Annotated in this window: 15 protein-coding genes; 5 read left to right on the top strand and 10 right to left on the bottom strand. The window is 74.2% G+C overall.

Annotation, left to right across the window (positions count from 1 at the left end):
• Window positions 1–14: 14 nt before the first annotated feature.
• From ACZ4W5_RS24235 to ACZ4W5_RS24210, 6 genes are all read right to left on the bottom strand, one after another.
• Window positions 15–1340: a M1 family metallopeptidase gene (locus ACZ4W5_RS24235; protein WP_465656819.1), complete on the bottom strand. Its 1326-nt coding sequence runs from the start codon at window positions 1338–1340 to the stop codon at window positions 15–17.
• Window positions 1341–1429: 89 nt separating this feature from the next.
• Entirely contained in the window at window positions 1430–5281 is a 3852-nt protein-coding gene (locus ACZ4W5_RS24230) for a Pls/PosA family non-ribosomal peptide synthetase (protein WP_465656887.1), read from the bottom strand.
• 462 nt (window positions 5282–5743) lie between these two features.
• A complete protein-coding gene (locus ACZ4W5_RS24225; RefSeq protein ID WP_465656817.1) occupies window positions 5744–6610 on the bottom strand; it encodes an NmrA family NAD(P)-binding protein in 867 nt (288 codons plus the stop codon).
• Entirely contained in the window at window positions 6607–7137 is a 531-nt protein-coding gene (locus tag ACZ4W5_RS24220; protein ID WP_465656815.1) for a hypothetical protein, read from the bottom strand. Before ACZ4W5_RS24220 ends, ACZ4W5_RS24225 begins: the two co-directional genes overlap by 4 nt.
• 157 nt (window positions 7138–7294) lie before the next feature.
• Entirely contained in the window at window positions 7295–7816 is a 522-nt protein-coding gene (locus ACZ4W5_RS24215) for a MarR family winged helix-turn-helix transcriptional regulator (RefSeq protein WP_465656813.1), read from the bottom strand.
• A 115-nt stretch (window positions 7817–7931) separates the two neighbouring features.
• A complete protein-coding gene (locus ACZ4W5_RS24210; RefSeq protein WP_465656812.1) occupies window positions 7932–8921 on the bottom strand; it encodes a nucleotidyl transferase AbiEii/AbiGii toxin family protein in 990 nt (329 codons plus the stop codon).
• Window positions 8922–9487: 566 nt separating this feature from the next.
• On the opposite strand from ACZ4W5_RS24210, the gene ACZ4W5_RS24205 reads away from it, so the two are divergent.
• Window positions 9488–10345, top strand: a complete 858-nt coding sequence (locus ACZ4W5_RS24205) for a hypothetical protein (protein WP_465656810.1) — start codon at window positions 9488–9490, stop codon at window positions 10343–10345.
• A gap of 7 nt (window positions 10346–10352) precedes the next feature.
• Here the strand turns inward: ACZ4W5_RS24205 and ACZ4W5_RS24200 are convergent, their stop codons facing one another.
• Window positions 10353–10844: a YcxB family protein gene (locus ACZ4W5_RS24200; RefSeq protein WP_465656809.1), complete on the bottom strand. Its 492-nt coding sequence runs from the start codon at window positions 10842–10844 to the stop codon at window positions 10353–10355.
• On the bottom strand, window positions 10841–11092 hold the full coding sequence (locus tag ACZ4W5_RS24195) for a hypothetical protein (RefSeq protein WP_465656807.1): 252 nt from the start codon (window positions 11090–11092) through the stop codon (window positions 10841–10843). The genes ACZ4W5_RS24200 and ACZ4W5_RS24195 overlap by 4 nt, the downstream gene beginning before the upstream one ends.
• A 123-nt stretch (window positions 11093–11215) precedes the next feature.
• Here ACZ4W5_RS24195 and ACZ4W5_RS24190 point away from each other — a divergent pair, with 123 nt between their 5' ends.
• The 3 genes from ACZ4W5_RS24190 to ACZ4W5_RS24180 all read left to right on the top strand — a co-directional run bounded on the left by ACZ4W5_RS24190 (window position 11216) and on the right by ACZ4W5_RS24180 (window position 13324).
• Window positions 11216–11902, top strand: coding sequence for an alpha/beta fold hydrolase (locus tag ACZ4W5_RS24190; RefSeq protein WP_465656805.1), 687 nt, complete (start codon window positions 11216–11218; stop codon window positions 11900–11902).
• Between the two features lie 121 nt (window positions 11903–12023).
• Window positions 12024–12917, top strand: coding sequence for a hypothetical protein (locus tag ACZ4W5_RS24185; RefSeq protein ID WP_465656804.1), 894 nt, complete (start codon window positions 12024–12026; stop codon window positions 12915–12917).
• A gap of 83 nt (window positions 12918–13000) precedes the next feature.
• Window positions 13001–13324 (top strand): hypothetical protein, encoded by a 324-nt coding sequence (locus ACZ4W5_RS24180; protein WP_465656802.1) that lies wholly within the window; start codon window positions 13001–13003, stop codon window positions 13322–13324.
• A gap of 98 nt (window positions 13325–13422) precedes the next feature.
• Here ACZ4W5_RS24180 and ACZ4W5_RS24175 read toward each other — a convergent pair whose 3' ends face one another.
• Together ACZ4W5_RS24175 and ACZ4W5_RS24170 are read right to left on the bottom strand one after the other, a co-directional pair.
• Window positions 13423–14631, bottom strand: coding sequence for a response regulator (locus ACZ4W5_RS24175; RefSeq protein WP_465656800.1), 1209 nt, complete (start codon window positions 14629–14631; stop codon window positions 13423–13425).
• A gap of 146 nt (window positions 14632–14777) precedes the next feature.
• Window positions 14778–15038 carry a hypothetical protein gene (locus ACZ4W5_RS24170; protein WP_465656798.1) on the bottom strand — a complete coding sequence of 87 codons (261 nt, stop codon included), beginning with the start codon at window positions 15036–15038 and terminating at the stop codon, window positions 14778–14780.
• 433 nt (window positions 15039–15471) lie between these two features.
• Here ACZ4W5_RS24170 and ACZ4W5_RS24165 point away from each other — a divergent pair, with 433 nt between their 5' ends.
• A complete protein-coding gene (locus tag ACZ4W5_RS24165) occupies window positions 15472–15948 on the top strand; it encodes a DUF4232 domain-containing protein (RefSeq protein WP_465656797.1) in 477 nt (158 codons plus the stop codon).
• The last annotated feature ends 316 nt before the right edge of the window (window positions 15949–16264 follow it).

Below are 16264 nucleotides of genomic sequence, written 5' to 3'. Positions count from 1 at the left end.
GCGGCGACATCCGCTCAGCCCGGCAGTGGCGGTAGCTCCGGCCGCTCCAGCCACGCCTCGAACAGCGGGCCGAGGGGGGCCGTGGTGTACCGGGAGGCGTGCGTCAGGAGGTCGCCGGTGGTGACCACGCCGTGCCGGTTGACGCCGGCCCAGTCCCGCAGCATCGCGAAGAACGCGTCCTCGCCGAGCGCCCGCCGCAGCGCGTGCACCACCAGGCCGCCGCGCTGGTACAGCCGGTCGTCGAACATCAGCCGGCGGCCCGGGTCGCCGAGCCGGAGGTCCTGCGGCAGCCCGGCCAGCAGCCGGTGCGCGGCGGCGGCGTGCACGGCGGCGGCCGGGCCCCCGGCGTGCTCGGACCAGAGCCACTCCGCGTACTTGGCGAAGCCCTCGTTCAGCCAGATGTGCCGCCAGTCGGCGATCGTGACGCTGTTGCCGAACCACTGGTGGGCCAGCTCGTGGGCGATCAGCCGCTCCCGCTCCCAGCCGCCGCCGAGGTGGTTGGTGCCGAAGGTGGCCACGCCCTGCGCCTCCACCGGGACGTCCAGCTCCTCGTCCGCGACCACCACCGCGTACTCGCCGAACGGGTACGGCCCGAAGACCTCGGCGAAGTGGGCCATCATCTCGGGCTGCCGGGCGAAGTCCCGGGTGAGGTCCCCGACCAGCCGCTCCGGCACGTACCCGGTCTGCGGCACCGACGGCCGGGCGGCCAGCGGCACCGCCCGGTAGTGCCCGATGGAGACCGTCACCAGGTACGGCGAGGTCGGCGCGCTCTGCTCGTACACCCAGGTGGTGCTGGACGCCCGGGTGGTCCGGGTGAGCAGCCGTCCGCCGCTCAGCACCGTGAACGGGGACGGCGTGGTGACCGCCACCTGGTACGTCGCCTTGTCCGCGGGCCGGTCGTTGCACGGGAACCAGGACGGCGCGCCGACCGGCTGGCTGGCCACCAGCGCGCCCTCGGTCAGCTCCTCCCAGCCCAGGCCGCCCCACGGGCTGCGCACCGGGCGGGGGTTGCCGGTGTAGTGCACCTCGACGGTGAACGCCGCACCGGCCGCGAGCGCCTTCGCCGGGCGGATCCGCAGCTTGCCGCCGCGGTGGGTGTAGCGGGCGGCCCGGCCGTCGACCAGCACCCGTCCGATCCGGAACTCGGCCAGGTCGAGCGCGAACTCGGCCAGCGCCGCGTCCGCGACCGCGCTCAGCCGGGCCGAGGCGGCCAGCCGGTTGGGCCCGGGCCGGTAGTCCAGCGCGAGTTCGTAGCGGTGCACCCGGTAGCGGTGGTCTCCGCTGTTCGGGAAGTACGGGTCCGGTCCGGCGGCGGCCGGCGGGGCGTGCTTGGGCTTCACGGGGGCGGGCGCTTCCTGCGGGCCGGGACGGGTGGGGGCGGTCGTACCAGTGGGACGGGGAGGGGTGGTCGTACCGGAGGGAGGGGCGGTCACGACGTGGTCTGCCACGCCTCGATGGGGTTGCCCAGCCACCGGGTGTCCGCGGGGACGGACTCGGCCCGCATCACCAGCGAGGCCGGGCCCAGCGTGCTGCGCTCGCCCACCGTGCTGCCGGGCAGCACGATCCCGCCCGGGCCCAGGGTGGCGCCCTCGCGGAGGACCACAGTATCCATCCGCATGATCCGGTCGTGGAAGAGGTGGGTCTGCACCACGCAGCCCCGGTTCACGCTGACCCCGTCGCCGAGGGTGACCAGGTCCGCCTCCGGCAGCCAGTAGCTCTCGCACCACACGCCGTGCCCGACCTTGGCACCGAGCGCGCGCAGCCACAGGTTCAGCACCGGGGTGCCCGGCACCGCGCCGACCAGCCAGGGCACCGCCAGTACCTCGACGAAGGTGTCGGCGAGCTCGTTGCGCCACACGAAGCCGCTCCACAGCGGGTGCTCCACCGCCCGGAACCGGCCGACCAGCAGCCACTTCGCGGCCACCGCCACCAGGCAGGCCACCCCGCCCGCCGCCAGCAGCACCAGGCCGGAGAGCAGCGCCGCCGCCAACGGGGAGCCGTCCGCCAGCCAGGACAGCGCCGCCACCGTCAGCAGGCCCAGCGCCCCCGAGGCGAGCACCGGCAGCAGCCGGGCCAGCTCGACCAGCCCGCGCGCCCAGCGCAGCCGGGCCGGCGGCTCGTAGGTCAGGCTCTGGTCCGCCCGGTCGGCCGCGCGCGGCAGCCGCACCGGCGGCATGCCCAGGTAGGAGCTGCCCTTCTTCGCCTTCGCCGGCGTCGCCGACAGCACGCCCACCAGACCCCGCTTGGGCACCGAGCGGCCCGGCGCGGTCATCCCCGAGTTGCCGAGGAAGGCCCGGTCGCCGACCTTCGCCTCGCCCAGGCGCATCCAGCCGCCGCCCAGCTCGTAGGGCGCGATCAGGGTGTCGTCGGCCAGGAACGCACCGTCCCCGACGGTGGTCAGGCTGGGCAGCGCCAGCACCGTGGACACCTCGGCGCCCCGGCCGACCCGCATCCCCAGCGCCCGCAGCCACAGCGGGGTGACCAGTCCGGCGTACAGCGGGAAGAGCACCTCGCGGGCCCGGTCCATCAGCTGGCTGACCGTCCACGCCTGCCAGCTGACCCGGCCGTGCAGCGGGTGCACCCCGGGCACCAGGCCGATGCTCAGCAGCCGGACCAGCACCACCAGCTGCGCCGCGTACAGCGCGCCGTACGCCAGGGTGGCGGGCAGCAGGCCGAGCAGGGCGCCGCCGAGCGCCGGACCGAGGTCCGCGCCCTGCTCGACGAACCGGGAGAGCACGGCGAGGGCGGCCGCGGCGGGCAGGACCGGGAGCAGGCCGATCAGGGCGTCGCCGGCGCCGTACAGCGCGGCCCAGGCGGGCCGGCGCACGGGAGCCTCCGTCGGCCAGGACCACTCGGCCCGGCCCAGCTTGACGGCGGGCGCGCCGCCCCAGCGCTGGCCGGTCGGCACCTGGCCGGTGACGCTGGAGCCGGGCAGCACCTGGGCGCGCTTGCCGACCCGGGCACCGGGCAGCAGCGTCGACCGGGTGCCGACCACCGCGTCGGCGCCGACCTTGATCTGGCCGACCTCCAGCCGGTCGCCGTCCAGCCAGTAGCCGGACAGGTCGACCTCGGCCTCGACGGCGCAGCCCCGGCCCAGCTTGAGCATCCCGGTCACCGGCGGCAGCGAGTGGAGGTCCACCTCCTTCGCGACCTTGGCACCCAGCACCCGGGCGTAGGGGACCAGCCAGGCGCCGGACAGCTCGGTCGCGCCGCTCAGCTCGGCGAGCCGCTCGGCCGCCCACAGCCGCAGGTGCACGGCGCCGCCGCGCGGGTAGCGGCCGGGGCGCAGGCCGCGCAGCAGCAGCCGGGCGCCGCCGGCTCCGATCGCGAGCCGGCCCGGCGAGCTGTACAGCAGCAGCGCGCCCGCACCGACCACCCACCAGGACGCGGTGGGCGCCCACGGGTAGTCGCCGACGTGCGCGAGCAGGTTCCCGGCGGCCAGCAGGGCGACCGTCCAGCGCAGGCCGACCACGGTGAACAGCGGGACCAGCAGGAGCAGCTGGAGCAGCTTGGCCCTGGTCGGCACCAGGGTGACGGTACGGGCCTCGCCGTCGGAGGTGGCCGTGCGCTCCAGGTGGCGGGCGAGCTTGCGCAGTGTCGGGTGCTGGTAGATGTCCAGCACCGCGGCGTTCGGGTAACGGGTGCGCAGCAGGGTGGTCAGCCGGGCGGCGGCCAGGCTGCCGCCGCCGATGGCGAAGAAGTCGTCCCGGGCCCCGGCCACCTGCACGCCGAGGATCTCCGACCACTGCTCGGCCAGCCAGGCCTCGGTGCCGTACAGCCGCTCGCCCGGCCCGGCGGCCTCCAGCTCGGGCAGCGGCCAGGGCAGGGCGTTGCGGTCGACCTTGCCGGAGGTGCGGGTGGGCAGCGCGTCGACCGGCGCGAGCAGCGGCACCAGGGCGGCGGGCAGCTCGGCGCGCAGCCGCTCCACGGCCCGCTCGCGGTCGAAGCCGTCCTGGAGCACCAGGTAGCCGACCAGCAGCTGGTTGCCGCCGCGCGCGGTCCGGACGGCCGCGGCCGCGCCGGCCACGCCGGGCAGCGCCTGCAGGGCGGCGTCGACCTCGCCGAGCTCGATCCGGCGCCCGCCGAGCTTGATCTGCTCGTCGGTGCGGCCGAGGAACAGCAGGCCGGCCGGGTCGGCCTGGACCAGGTCACCGCTGCGGTAGGCGCGCTCCCAGCCCAGCGAGGGCAGCGGGGCGTACTTCTCGGCGTCCTTCTCCGGGTCGAGGTAGCGGGCCAGGCCGACCCCGCCGATCACCAGCTGCCCGGTGCCGCCGGGGGCGACCGGCTGCCCGGCCTCGTCGACCACGGCGAGGTCCCAGCCGTCCAGCGGCAGGCCGATCCGGACCGGGCCTTCACCGGTCAGCAGGGCGGCGCAGGCGACCACGGTGGCCTCGGTCGGGCCGTAGGTGTTCCACACCTCGCGGCCCTCGGTGACCAGGCGCTGCACCAGCTCGGGCGGGCAGGCCTCGCCACCGAAGATCAGCAGCCGGACCTCGTTGAGCGCCTCCGCGGGCCACAGCGCGGCCAGGGTCGGGACGGTGGAGACCACGGTGATCTCCTGCTCGGCCAGCCAGGGACCCAGGTCGGCGCCGCTGCGCACCTGGGAGCGGGGGACGGGCACCAGGCAGGCGCCGTGCCGCCAGGCCAGCCACATCTCCTCGCAGGAGGCGTCGAAGGCGACCGACAGGCCGGCCATCACCCGGTCGCCGGGGCCGATCGGCTCCTCCTGGAGGAAGAGCGCGGCCTCGGCGTCGACGAAGGCGGCGGCGTTGCGGTGGGTGACCGCGACGCCCTTGGGCTTTCCGGTGGAGCCGGAGGTGAAGATGATCCAGGCGTCGTCGGCGGGGGAGGGGCGGCGCTCCGGGGCGGGCGCGCGCTCCGCGGTGCCGCTCAGGGCGCGCCCGGCGCCGAGCACGGCGGCCACGGCGGCCTCGCCGAAGACCAGCTGGGCGCGCTCGTCCGGGTCCTCGGCGTCCACCGGGACGTAGGCGGCGCCGGCCGCGAGCACGGCGAGGATCGAGACGTACAGGTCGTTGGTGCCGGAGGGCACCCGGACGCCGACCCGGTCGCCGGGGCCGATCCCGGCGGCGGCCAGGCGACGGCGCAGCTGCTCGACCTCGGCGGCCAGGGCCCGGTAGCTGAGCACGGTGCGCCCGTCGTCGAGGGCCGGCTCGTCGGGGTGGGCGCGCACGGTGGCGTCCAGCACGTCGACCAGGGTACGCGGGGCGGCGGCCGGGCGGCCGGGGAACAGGGCCCGGGGCGGCGCGGGCCGCGGCGGCATGGAGTCCGGCACCGGCAGCGGCTCCGGCGCGGGCTCCGGCGCGGGTCGCGGCGGCGTGGCGTTCTGCTTCGGGTGGCTCGGTTCAGCGGTCATGGCAGCCCGTGCGCTCCTCTGTCCTCGCCCCGTTCCTACCGATGTCCGACCCCTGGGGCGGCGGGATCACCTGTGCGACGGGTGACCCCGCTCCGGGGCCGGAGCGGACAACCCGACCGATGGTAGCCCCGGGGCGGTGAGCCGGCAGCGGGCCGCAGAAGGCTCAACTTGGCCTTGAACGGCCGAATCTGACGTCACGTCAGTCAACAACTGATGCCCGTTCGTATCGATGTGACGATTCGTCAGTCGAATTGACGGATCGTCAGGTCGACTTTTCGATCGTGACCCATGCCACAGGAAATGCTGCTCCGTTCGGGTGGCGGGCCGGGCCGGGCGGTGCCGGGCGCGGCACCGCCCGGGGTCGGACGGTCAGCGGAAGAGGTGCAGGTGCTCGTCGAGGAAGGCCGTCAGGCTGCGCGGGGGGCGCCCGGTCAGGCGGGTGAAGGTGTCGTCCGGGACCTCCCTGCGGACCATCGCGAGCTGCTGGATCTCCACCACGTGGGCGGCCAGCCAGTCCGGCATCCCGGCCCGGCCGACCAGGTGGGCGTGCAGCTCGCCGGGCGCCAGGTCCAGGTAGCGGACCGGTCGGCCCAGCAGCTCGCCCAGCAGCGCGGCGAGCTCCGGGTGGCTGTAGGCGCGCCCGCCGGTGAGCGGGTAGCTGCCGCCGGCCAGCTCCGGGTGGGTCAGCACCTCCGCCGCGGCGTCGCCGATGTCCCGGGCGTCCACGTAGTTGCACCGGGCCTGCCCCATCGCGCCGTGCAGCACCCCGCCGGCCGCCACGCCGGGCGCCAGGAGCAGCAGCTTCTGCAGGAAGGCGTACGGCCGCAGGACGGTCGTGGTGACGCGCAGCGACCGCAGGTGCTCCTCGATCCGGTGGTGGCCCCGGGAGACGGCGACCGGGGAGTCCGGTTCCGCGGCCGGGGCGGACACCTTGACGATGTGCTCCACGCCGCAGTCGACGGCCGCCTCGATCGCGGCCAGTTCGTACTGCACCTGGCGTGGGCCGTTGGCCATGGTGAGGAACAGCTGGCGCGCGCCCTGGAACGCCCGGCGCAGCGAGGCCGGGTCGGCGGCGTCGGCCGGGAGGGTGGTGGTCCGGGCGAGCGTGTGGTCGTCCAGCGCGGCGGCCAGTCGGGCGGGGTCGCGGCTGAGGGCGCGGGTCGGTACGCCGAGGGCGGCCAGGCTGCGCAGGGTGGCACCGCCGGTGGCGCCTCCGGCGCCCATGATGACGATCATGACGTCTGCCTTTCGGGTCGGGTGGTGTTGGCGTTGGTGTTGGCGTTGGTCGTGGTGTCGGCGGGGAGCCGGTGCTGCGGCTCCCGGGCGGGCCGGTTGGCGCGCCAGCGCCAGGTGGTGATGGTCCCGGCGATCGCCGAGGAGACCGGCAGGTCGACGGGCAGCCGCCGTGGCCAGGGGCTGTCGGCGAGCGGCGGGAGGTGCGGGAGCCAGCGCGCGGCGGCCAGGCCGACGGCGAGGCCGAGGGCGGCGGCGAGCAGCCCGGAGGCGGCGGCCGCGAGCGCCCGGGGCGTCCGGGGCGTCCGGGTCGGTGCGGCCCGGGCCGAGCGGCGGCGGAGTGCGGCGCCCAGCACGGCGGCCACCAGGGCGGAGGTGCCGCCGATGGTGGTGAAGGCGGCGACGACCAGCTGGGGCTGCTGGGTGGCGACGCCGCCGATCCCGGCGCTGACGGCGGGCATCGCGTAGGAGGTCAGGACCTCCCGCCAGAGGACGAAGGGCGGGGGTGCCCCGGGGGCCTTCTTGCTCACGGTTGCTCCTCGATGGATCTGGTTAGGCACCTAAGCATTTGTGCTTAGGTGCCTAACTATTGGGGTGAAGAGAAGGCGGACCGCTCGGCGGCCCGCCTCGGGCTCGGGTGGTGCTTGCCGCCCTCGGGGCGGGGTGTCGGTCCTCGGTGTGGGGGCGTCAGTCCTCGGCGAGGGCGTCGATGCCCGCGACGATCCGGGCCAGCAGGTCCAGGAAGGTCGCGCGCTCCTCGACGCTGAGACCGCCGACCAGCGACTGCATCCGGGCGAAGTGCTCGGGGGCGAGCTCGCGCAGCCGGTCGGCGCCGCGCGCGGTCAGGATCACCACGTTGCCACGGCCGTCCTCGGCCGACGGCCGGCGGACCACCAGCCCCTCCCGCTCCAGCCCGTCGACCAGGCCGGTCACGGTCGCCCGGGAGACCCCGAGGGTCGCCGCGAGCTGGGACGGCGACTTCTCGCCGCCGTGGTCCTCCAGGTCTGCCAGCAGCCGGTACCGGCCGGTCGACAGGCCGAACCGCCCGAAGTGCACCTCTCCGGCCTGCCCGAGCCGCGCCCCCGCCGTCATCAGCCGGGCCGCGACCAGGATCGCCTGCGGATCGGCCGACAGGCCGTAGCGGGCGATCTGCCGACGGACCTGCTCGATGCTGGGGGCGGCGGGACCGGTCTCGGGGTGCTGCGTCATGAAAGTAATATGGCGCCTCATCAGATTCCGGTCAAGCTGCCCCGGTCGCCCGTGCCCGGGAGACCGGCCCGGCGACGGTGGTGCGGTAGGGCCCCTTCGGTCGGTCAGCGCCCGGTCAGTGCCCGTTCAGTGCCCGGCGCAGACGGGTCAGCCAGTCCTGGGCCGTGCCCCGGACCATGGGGTGCCGTGCCCGGAAGTCGTCCCAGGCCCCGGGCGGGAGGGCCAACGAGTCCAGGTGCAAGGTGGTCCCGCTCGCCGGGGTGACGGGTCCTCGGCGGAACACCCGGTGCAGCAGTTGCGGGGAGGGGCCGGTGCCGGCGGCCTCCGCGAGCAGGACGGCGTCGTAGAGGTCCTTGGGCTCGGCGCGGCCCTCCGTCGCGGAGTCGGCGTGCAGCCACAACAGCTTCCAGGCGAGCGACAGCTCACGGCTCGCGGTGCGTACGGGGGTCGGCGCAGCGCCGTCGCCGCGGGGGACCGCCGTCCACACGGGGGCCTCGGGGAGCCGCTCGTCGCGGGCGAAGTCCAGTGTCACCTCGCCGGGCGGGAGACCGTCGGCCCGCCAGGGGATGGCCAGGCGGATGCCCGGGGAGTCGTACTCCGCGTAGGTCCAGGTGCCGTCGAGCCGGGCGGCGGCCGGGTCGAGGACCAGCCCCGGGGCGGCCGTCGGCTGCTCACGCACCAGGTCGAGCAGCGTCCGGTGGGGCGGGTCGGCCTCCGGCTCCGCCGCGCCGATCCAGTGCAGTCCTTCGGGTGCGAGCACGGGTCGCAGACCGGGCGTGTCGACCTCCTCGAAGCTCCAGATCTCGTACCGGGCAGCGCCGTCGGCGGCTTCCGGCCACTGCTGGAGGGTGGCCGGCTCCGCCACGTACGGGTACGGGTGCCCGGGATCGACGGGGATCAGTGGTGGCGGCGGGACGATCCAGTCGAGGTCGGCGGGCTCCCGTGCGTCGGCCCCCACCCAGGCCGGCATCACCATGCTTCCGCGCAGCACCAGGATGTCCCCCAGGCGGGAAGTGGCGACCAGGGCGAGGAGGTGGTCGAGGACGGCCCGGTGGGCTCGACGGCGACCGCCGTCGTGCTCGAAGTCCCCCGCGAGATCCTTCACTTCCGCCACTCCGCGCCTGCTCGTCCGTCCGTCCGCTCGTCGGTGGCCGACTGTAGTGGCCACCACCGACAGCGTGCGGGCCGGCCGGGACCGCGGGGACGGGGGGAGGCCCGCGGTCCCGGCCGTGGGAGGCACCGGCCGACGTGGGGGCGTGGCCGGTCTGCCCAGCAGCCCCGCGAGGGGGTGGTGGGGCTGCTGTGACCCGGAATGCTAGACCGGTCCGGGCCGCATGAACAGAGCTTTGACCTGCGAACTTTCGGCCGCGGACATGCCAGCGGGCCGGGGGTCCAGCGCCGGTGGGCACAGCTCGGACGCGGAGGATGCCGATGCCCGACCGGATCCTTCGGCGACCGCTGGAGTAGGTCTCGCAGTCGTATCGGGTGATCTTCATGAAGGGGTTCCGCGTGTCAACTCCGGCCGAGCCGCCACCGAGTGCCGAACAGCACCCCTCCGACAGGCCGGGCCGGCTCATGGACGCCGCGCCGACCGCGGCCCGGTCGGGGTGGCCTGCGGGGCGTACGGGGCCTGCGGGGCGTTCGGGGCGTGGCCCGCGTGCCCGGGCGTGGATGTGGACCGGGATCGCGGGCTGCGTGCTGCTGGCCGCCGGACTGGCCGTGGTCCTCGCCTCCCCGTCGGATGACCGCGAGAGTCCGGTGGCGCTGACCTCGCTCGCGCCCGGCACCTGCTTCCGGAACCCCTCCGCGAGCTACCTCCAGGCCCATCACGATGCCCCGGACGGGCCGGGCCGTGACGTGCTGCCCGTGACATGCACCGAGCCGCACCGCGGCGAAGTGGTCGCCCAGGCCGCCCTCGACCCCGACCAGGTCCGCCACAACGACCTCGCCACCGCCTCGCAACTGGCCTGCCGGGAGCCCTTCGCGGACTACAACCCGGACTTCTGGGCCCTCCCGGACAACGCCGTCATCACCCCCCTGCCCCCGCGGGAGCAGGACCTCAAGGACCACCCGGTCGCGACCTGCCTCTACCTGGGCCGGAGCATCCCGCTCACCCGCCCGCTGCGCGCCGACACCTCCCGCCTGACCGCCGAGCAGCGCCGCTACCTGGACGCCGTGCGCTCCTACGACAACGTCTCCTCGGTCGGCCTGGACGCGGGGGAGTCGACCAACGACCACCTGACCGCCTGGGCGGGCGAGATGGCCACGGCCGAGCAGCATGCGGTGGACGAACTCCGGAAGGCCGGAGCACCGGCCGGGGCCGAGCAGCAGTTCGCCGTCGTGCTCGACCAGCACCGCAAGGCCGTGTCCGCCTGGCAGGCGGCGGCGGCCGGGACGACCCGCGCCGAGATCCACCATCAGATGGACGCCGCCCGCGAGGCCGACCACGCCGCCATGGACCCGGACCAGGCCGTCCGCGGCGCGCTGGGGCTCTCGACCGCCATGCGGCCGCGCGGCTACTCGCTCTGACGGTGCCTCAGGAAGAGGGCCGGGGCGGGCGGTAGTTCGGCCGGGACCGCAACACCCGCAGCAGTTCGCCCAGTTCGTAGGGGTGGAACTCGCTCTTCGGTACGGCCACCGGGAGTTCACCGCGGGCGTAGAGGTACAGGTGGTCCCGGTCGTCCCTGATCCGGGAGAAGCGCGACCAGGAGAACGCCTGCCGGAAGCCCCCGGTGGTGAAGGCGCAGCCGCTGTCGGCGAAGGTGATGGTCAGCGGGCCGGGGTACTGCGCCCGGTGGCGGGCGACGCGGAGCCTGGTGACGAACGACTGCCAGAAGGCGAGCAGCGGCGCGACCACCACCAGCACCACGCCGAGCACCGTCTGGCCACCCGTCACCAGCAGGGCGATGCCGCAGGCCGCGAGCACCGCGCAGCAGGTCCGGACCACCGCGAAGCGGCGCCGGTAGGCCCGCCGCACCCCGCGGTACTCCTCCTCGGCCGTCAGCTCGTAGCTGACGTGGATGCTCACAGTTCGCCCTCCGGTGGTTCGTCCACTGTCCCGTCGCCCCGGTATCCTGCCAGCAGCGGCGGCGGGCGCCAAGTGCTCTGGCCCGCACCGGGGTTCAGGGGGCGGGGACGGGACGGTGCCGCAGGTCCGGACACGGCCGCGGTGAGACGGACGGCCAGGGCGGCGCCCAGGTGCTGCTCCAGCACCGCGACCGGGTCGAGGCCCTCGGGCATCCGGAATCCGGCCGGGAGTTCCTCGGCCGCCTGCACCCGGTCGATCCGGTAGGTGCGTACGCTGTCCGCGCGGCGCGGCGCGGCGCGTCCGCTCCGGGACGGTCGCGGCCTCCTCCCGCTGCCTCCCCGCAAACCTCGACCAAGGAAGTGAGTCCCACCGTGGACATCCTGCTCATCGGCGGCCTCTGGCTCGACGGCAGCGCCTGGGACGCGGTGGTACCCGCGTTGGAGGCGCTGGGGCACCGCCCGCGGCCCGTGACCCTGCCGGGCCAGGGCGACGGACGCTCGTCCGCCACGCTCGACGACCAGCTCGCCGCAGTCCTCGCCGCCGTGGACGCCGCCGAGGAGAAGCCCCTCGTCGTAGCGCACTCGGCCGCCGCCACCCTCGGCTGGCTCGCTGCCGACGCCCGCCCGGACCGGGTCGCCAAACTGGCGCTGATCGGCGGCTTCCCCCACCAGGACGGCCGCCCCTATGCCGACTTCTTCGCCATCCACGACGGCGCGATGCCCTTCCCCGGCTGGGGCCCGTTCGAGGGGGCCGACAGCGCCGACCTCGACGAGGAGCTCCGCCGCCGTACCGCCGCCGAGGCCGTACCCGTCCCCGAACAGGTGGCCAGGGGAGTGGTCCGGCTGACGGACCGCCGCCGCTACCAGGTGCCGGTCGTGGTGGTCTGCCCGGAGTTCACCCCGCAGCAGGCCCGGGAGTGGATCGCCGCCGGCGAGGCCCCGGAACTCGCCCGGGCCGAGCACGTCGACTTCGTCGACATCGACTCCGGCCACTGGCCCATGTTCACCAGGCCCGCCGAACTCGCCCACCTCCTCGACGAGATGGCGCCCCGCGGCTGATCGCACCCGCACTCCGGCCCCGGAACCGGGTCCCGCCCGAGCTGAGGATCACCCCTTCGCTTCCCTGGCCGCCTCCGCCGTGACCTCCGCCGGGAACTCCGCCTGCGTCACCGCGGCACTGGTGGCGGTCACCATGCTGTCCGGTTGCTCCTCCTCGGTGCCGGATCGGGACCGCAGTGCGGAGGTGGGACTCATCCTGTGTGCATCGGAAGGCGTCGATCCCGTCCTGGGCGGTCGGATGCGAACGGAGCGGTGCGCGCTATCGGTCGACAACCGCTCTCCCCGCATGCTGGCGTACACGATCGACCTCGCCTGCACGAGTACCGAGCGCCACGCCTTCGACGCCGGCCGCACGGTCTACTACGTGCCGCCCGGCCGGCACACTATCGCCGCCGCCAGCATCCTGGACAGCGTCACCGATCGCGATCTGGCTTGTCGCATCGGTCCGGTGAGCGCCCAGGAGCTGACGCCGGAGGACGGCAGGCCGCAGCCGGCGGTGTCCCCCGACGGTGTGCTGGCGGCCGCGCTGGCGAGGCCGGGAACCGGTGGTGGTTCCGGCCGGGTCGGCACGGAGGCGTCGTCGTCGGCGTCCACGGGGGCGTCGGGCGCTGCGCGGGGCGAGGCCTCTGCTGCGGCATCGGCGTCCGCGTCGGCGGCAGCGTCCGCATCGGCTTCCGCTGCCGCCGTCCGGACGGCGGCAGCGCAGCAGAAGGCGCTCGCCCAGACCTGCACGATCGGCGACTACAGCGTCAGGATGAGCCTGGCCAACCCCGCCAACACCACGACCGTCGACCTCCTTCTCGATGTGACCTCGCACGATCCGAACACCGGGCTCGCCAGGCAGTTCGGAATCGTCGTCACGCTGCAGAACGTGGACGGCTCCGTGAACGCCGAGGGCACGGTGTGCGCCGAACTCCTGGGCGGTGACTCCCAACGGCTCGAGTTAAGCCCTGATCGGGGAACGGCGGACTGGACGACGGTGCACGTCACCCGTAGCCCCACCGCGCCCTGCTAGTGCCGCATCAGACCACGTTCGCCCCGTGTGCTCCGCGCGTCCGACCGGCGCCACTTGTCGGGTTGATCGGGCAGGATGTTCGCATGGAGGCATGGCGGATTGAGCCACTGATCAAGCTCGTGCTGGATTCTGGAGCGCGTGAGGATGAGCGGGTGGACGCCGCCATGTACCTGGGCGAGAGCGATGACCCGAGTGTCCGCGCGGCACTGGTTCAGGTCTGCTGCGACCGAGGGGCCGGGTACTCGCTGACCGCGGCCTGTGCGGGTGAGTCCCTGGGGGAGATCGCCGCGCGGACCGCCCCGCTCACGGCGGAGGAACTGGCGCTCTTCCGTGGAGAGGCGCTGAGGGAGTACCGCACCTCGTACGATCAGCTCATCGGCGTCGGCAATGGCGCGGTCGTGGGCTGAACCCTGGTCGGTCATTCTCTGCGAGGGCGTCTCGTTTCGACGCGTGAAGACCTGGAAGACCCCCGCGACCCCGACTGCTCCACGAGAAAGGCCCGGGGTCAGGACGGCTGGTGCGGGGGAGCGGGGGCGGCGGTGGAGGGCAGGAGCCAGTCGGTGGTGGGGTGCGGAGGCCGGTGCGCGGGGGCGGGACGGGGGGTGCCGCGGTAGCTCAGGTACATGCCGGTCAGGGCGGTGACCTTGGCGCGCAGCAGCCAGGGGTCGAAGGGCTTGACGATGAAGTCGACTGCCCCCGCGTCGTAGCCGCGCAGGGTGTTCTCCGGGTCGGAGCCGATCGCGGTGACGAAGATGATCGGGATGTCGCGAGTCTGTGCGCGGCCCTTGATCTGGGCCACGGTCGCGTAGCCGTCCATGCCGGGCATCTGCACGTCCAGGACGATGACGGCGATGTCGTTGTGCTGGAGCAGCGCCTTGAGCGCGTCCGGACCGGAGGTGACGGCCAGGACGTCCCAGTCGGCGGCCGCGAGGACGGCCTCCAGGGCCACCAGGTTCGAGGGCTGGTCGTCGACCACCAGGACCCTCGGCCGACCGGTGACGGCCGGGACGGCGGTATCGGCCGCGACCGCCTCGATCCGCAGCGGGTCCTCGCCGGCCTGTTGCTCCGCCGCGATCAGCTGGCGTTCCAGCAGCTCGCAGCGGGCCTCGGCGGCGAGCCGGCGCCGGAGCGCCTCGCCCAACTCGGCCTCCAGCCGGGCGACCTCCTTCTCCAGGTCCTGCTTCTCCAGGAGCAGGTCCTCGCGGTCGTCGACGTAGACGGCGATCTCGTCCGCGCGGGCGCGCTCCCGCGCCCAGTCGCTCTCCAGCTGGTTGAGGCGCAGTTCCAGATCGGCGATGCGGTGGTTCTTGTCGAGCAGGGCGTCGCCCAGGACGTCGCTGTGCGCGGCCGAGCGCCTCGACAGCCGGTCGGCCTCGGCCAGTTGGAACTGCAGCTGCTGCACGGCGTGGCCCACCGAGGCACTGGTCCGCAGCGCGGCCGCGTGCAGGGAACGGAGGAGCTCGACGGTCTCCAGGGTGGCGACGGTGCCCCGGTCGGCGCCCACGTCGGTGAGCAGGTCCTGGACGAACTGCCAGGACGGGATTCGCTGCCCGGACAGATAGCGGGACAGCGCCCCCGGGCTCAGGTGCCGGCGCGAGCCGTAGCGGCGCACCGACACCGCGGGCCACAGCCCGGCGAACAGACTGCGCAGGGCCTCGGCGAAGGCACGGCACTCCTCGTTCAGATCGGGGCTCAGCGGCTGCAAGTTCCCCACCCGGTCACCCCCTGCGTCCTACGGGCTCCACAACGGCACCATCCTTGCAGTATCGGTGTGTTGGTGTGTCGGCGTGTCGGTGTATCGGCACGTCGGTCCGGTCGCGGCCCGGGGACCGGGAGCCCGGGGCCCGGGCCGCGCCGGTGTCAGGAACTGGGCTCCGTTCCGGCCGGAGCCGTTCCGGCCGGGGCCCGTTCGGCCGGCGCCTTCTCGGCGGGCTCCTGCTCCGGACCGGCGACGAGCCGGTCGACGAAGGGCACGCTGACGCCGAAGGCCCCGGCGCCGTACAGCACGCACTGGGCCGCGTGCACGCCCCCAGCGGCGGCCAGGACGCCCGCGCCTATCCCCGTGAGCACGCCGATCAGCAGTACCAGGGTCGCCCTGGTCGACAGCAGCGGACGCCGCACCGTGAACCTCCTCGATCCGTGGCGGCCTCCGCCGACCACGACCTGCCCGCCAGTCGGATCGAGCTGACGGTGCGTCACAGCATGGACAGTCCAGCCCCCGTTGCGCCCCCGTTTCCGGGGCGGCAACACCGATCGGCAACACCGATGCCGGGATCGATGCGGCGTGGCGAGCTGCCTGCCGGGCGACGCAGGACGACGAACAGTCCGACCGGCAGCCGCACTGACGGGGGATGCAAGGGCCCGCGAAGCCCCTCGGCGTCCCGTTTCGACGTTCCAGGGGCGCCTCGTTCCCGCAGGTCAGGGGCCTTTCACCGTTCCAGTGTCCCCAACGGGGCGTGCGGTCCGGCGGCTGGGACGGACCGTCTCACAGGCTTCGGTCATCCGGTCGACGAAGGGTTCGACCGCTTTCCGAAGGGCGCCGAGCACCACGCCGGTGCCCGCCGCTCCGGCCGGTGGCGCCGGAAAGCCCTCAACCGCCGGGCCCGCGTCCACCGGTGCGAAGCCCGGAGCGAACGCCACCGCGTCCAAGTCGTCCGGCGGGCAGGCCTCGGAGGAGGCCAAGCCGGTCACCTGTACAGGCGACAACACCAGGACGACGGCCGCCCCGCTGAACCGCCTCGTGAACCACATGCTGCTCACGGTCACCAACACCGGCAGCGGCAGGTGCTTCCTGTACGGCTACCCGGCGGTCGGGTTCGGGGAGGCCCAGTCCGTGCCCCCGGTGATCGCCGACTCCAGGCCGCAGGCCGTCGTCACGCTCAAGCCCGGCGACTCCGGCTACGCCTCCGTGAACCTGTCCTCCACCGACGGCACCGACAGCACCGACAGCACCAACGGCCAGACGGTGAACTCCCTGGCCGTCTACTTCCACGGCCCGTCCGGCAACGAGAGCGTCGGTGCCGGATCCTAGCCCTCGCTGCCCGCCGAGGGCGTCTTCGTGGACGGCTCCCTCAAGGTCACCTACTGGCAGCAGTCGATGGACGACGCCACCTCCTGGTGATGCCTCGGCAACACCCCTTCGGCGAGAACACGAGAGAAGTGAGAACGAGAGAAGGCGGCGAGCGGGATCTGGCGGGAGGCCGGGAACGCGTCCTTCAACCGCCAGGCGCAGTGCCACTGACTTTGCGGCCACTAGGAGCTGTTCAAGGTTCGGATCATGTGGTTGCGGTCAGGGACTTCAGCCACATGATCGATCCGCGGAGGTGCAGTCCTGCTGTGTAGCTTTC

The organism is Kitasatospora sp. NPDC029367 (genome assembly GCF_055569135.1).
Note: the sequence above shows the minus strand (reverse complement) of the source record. Positions and strands in the feature narration are given on the sequence as shown.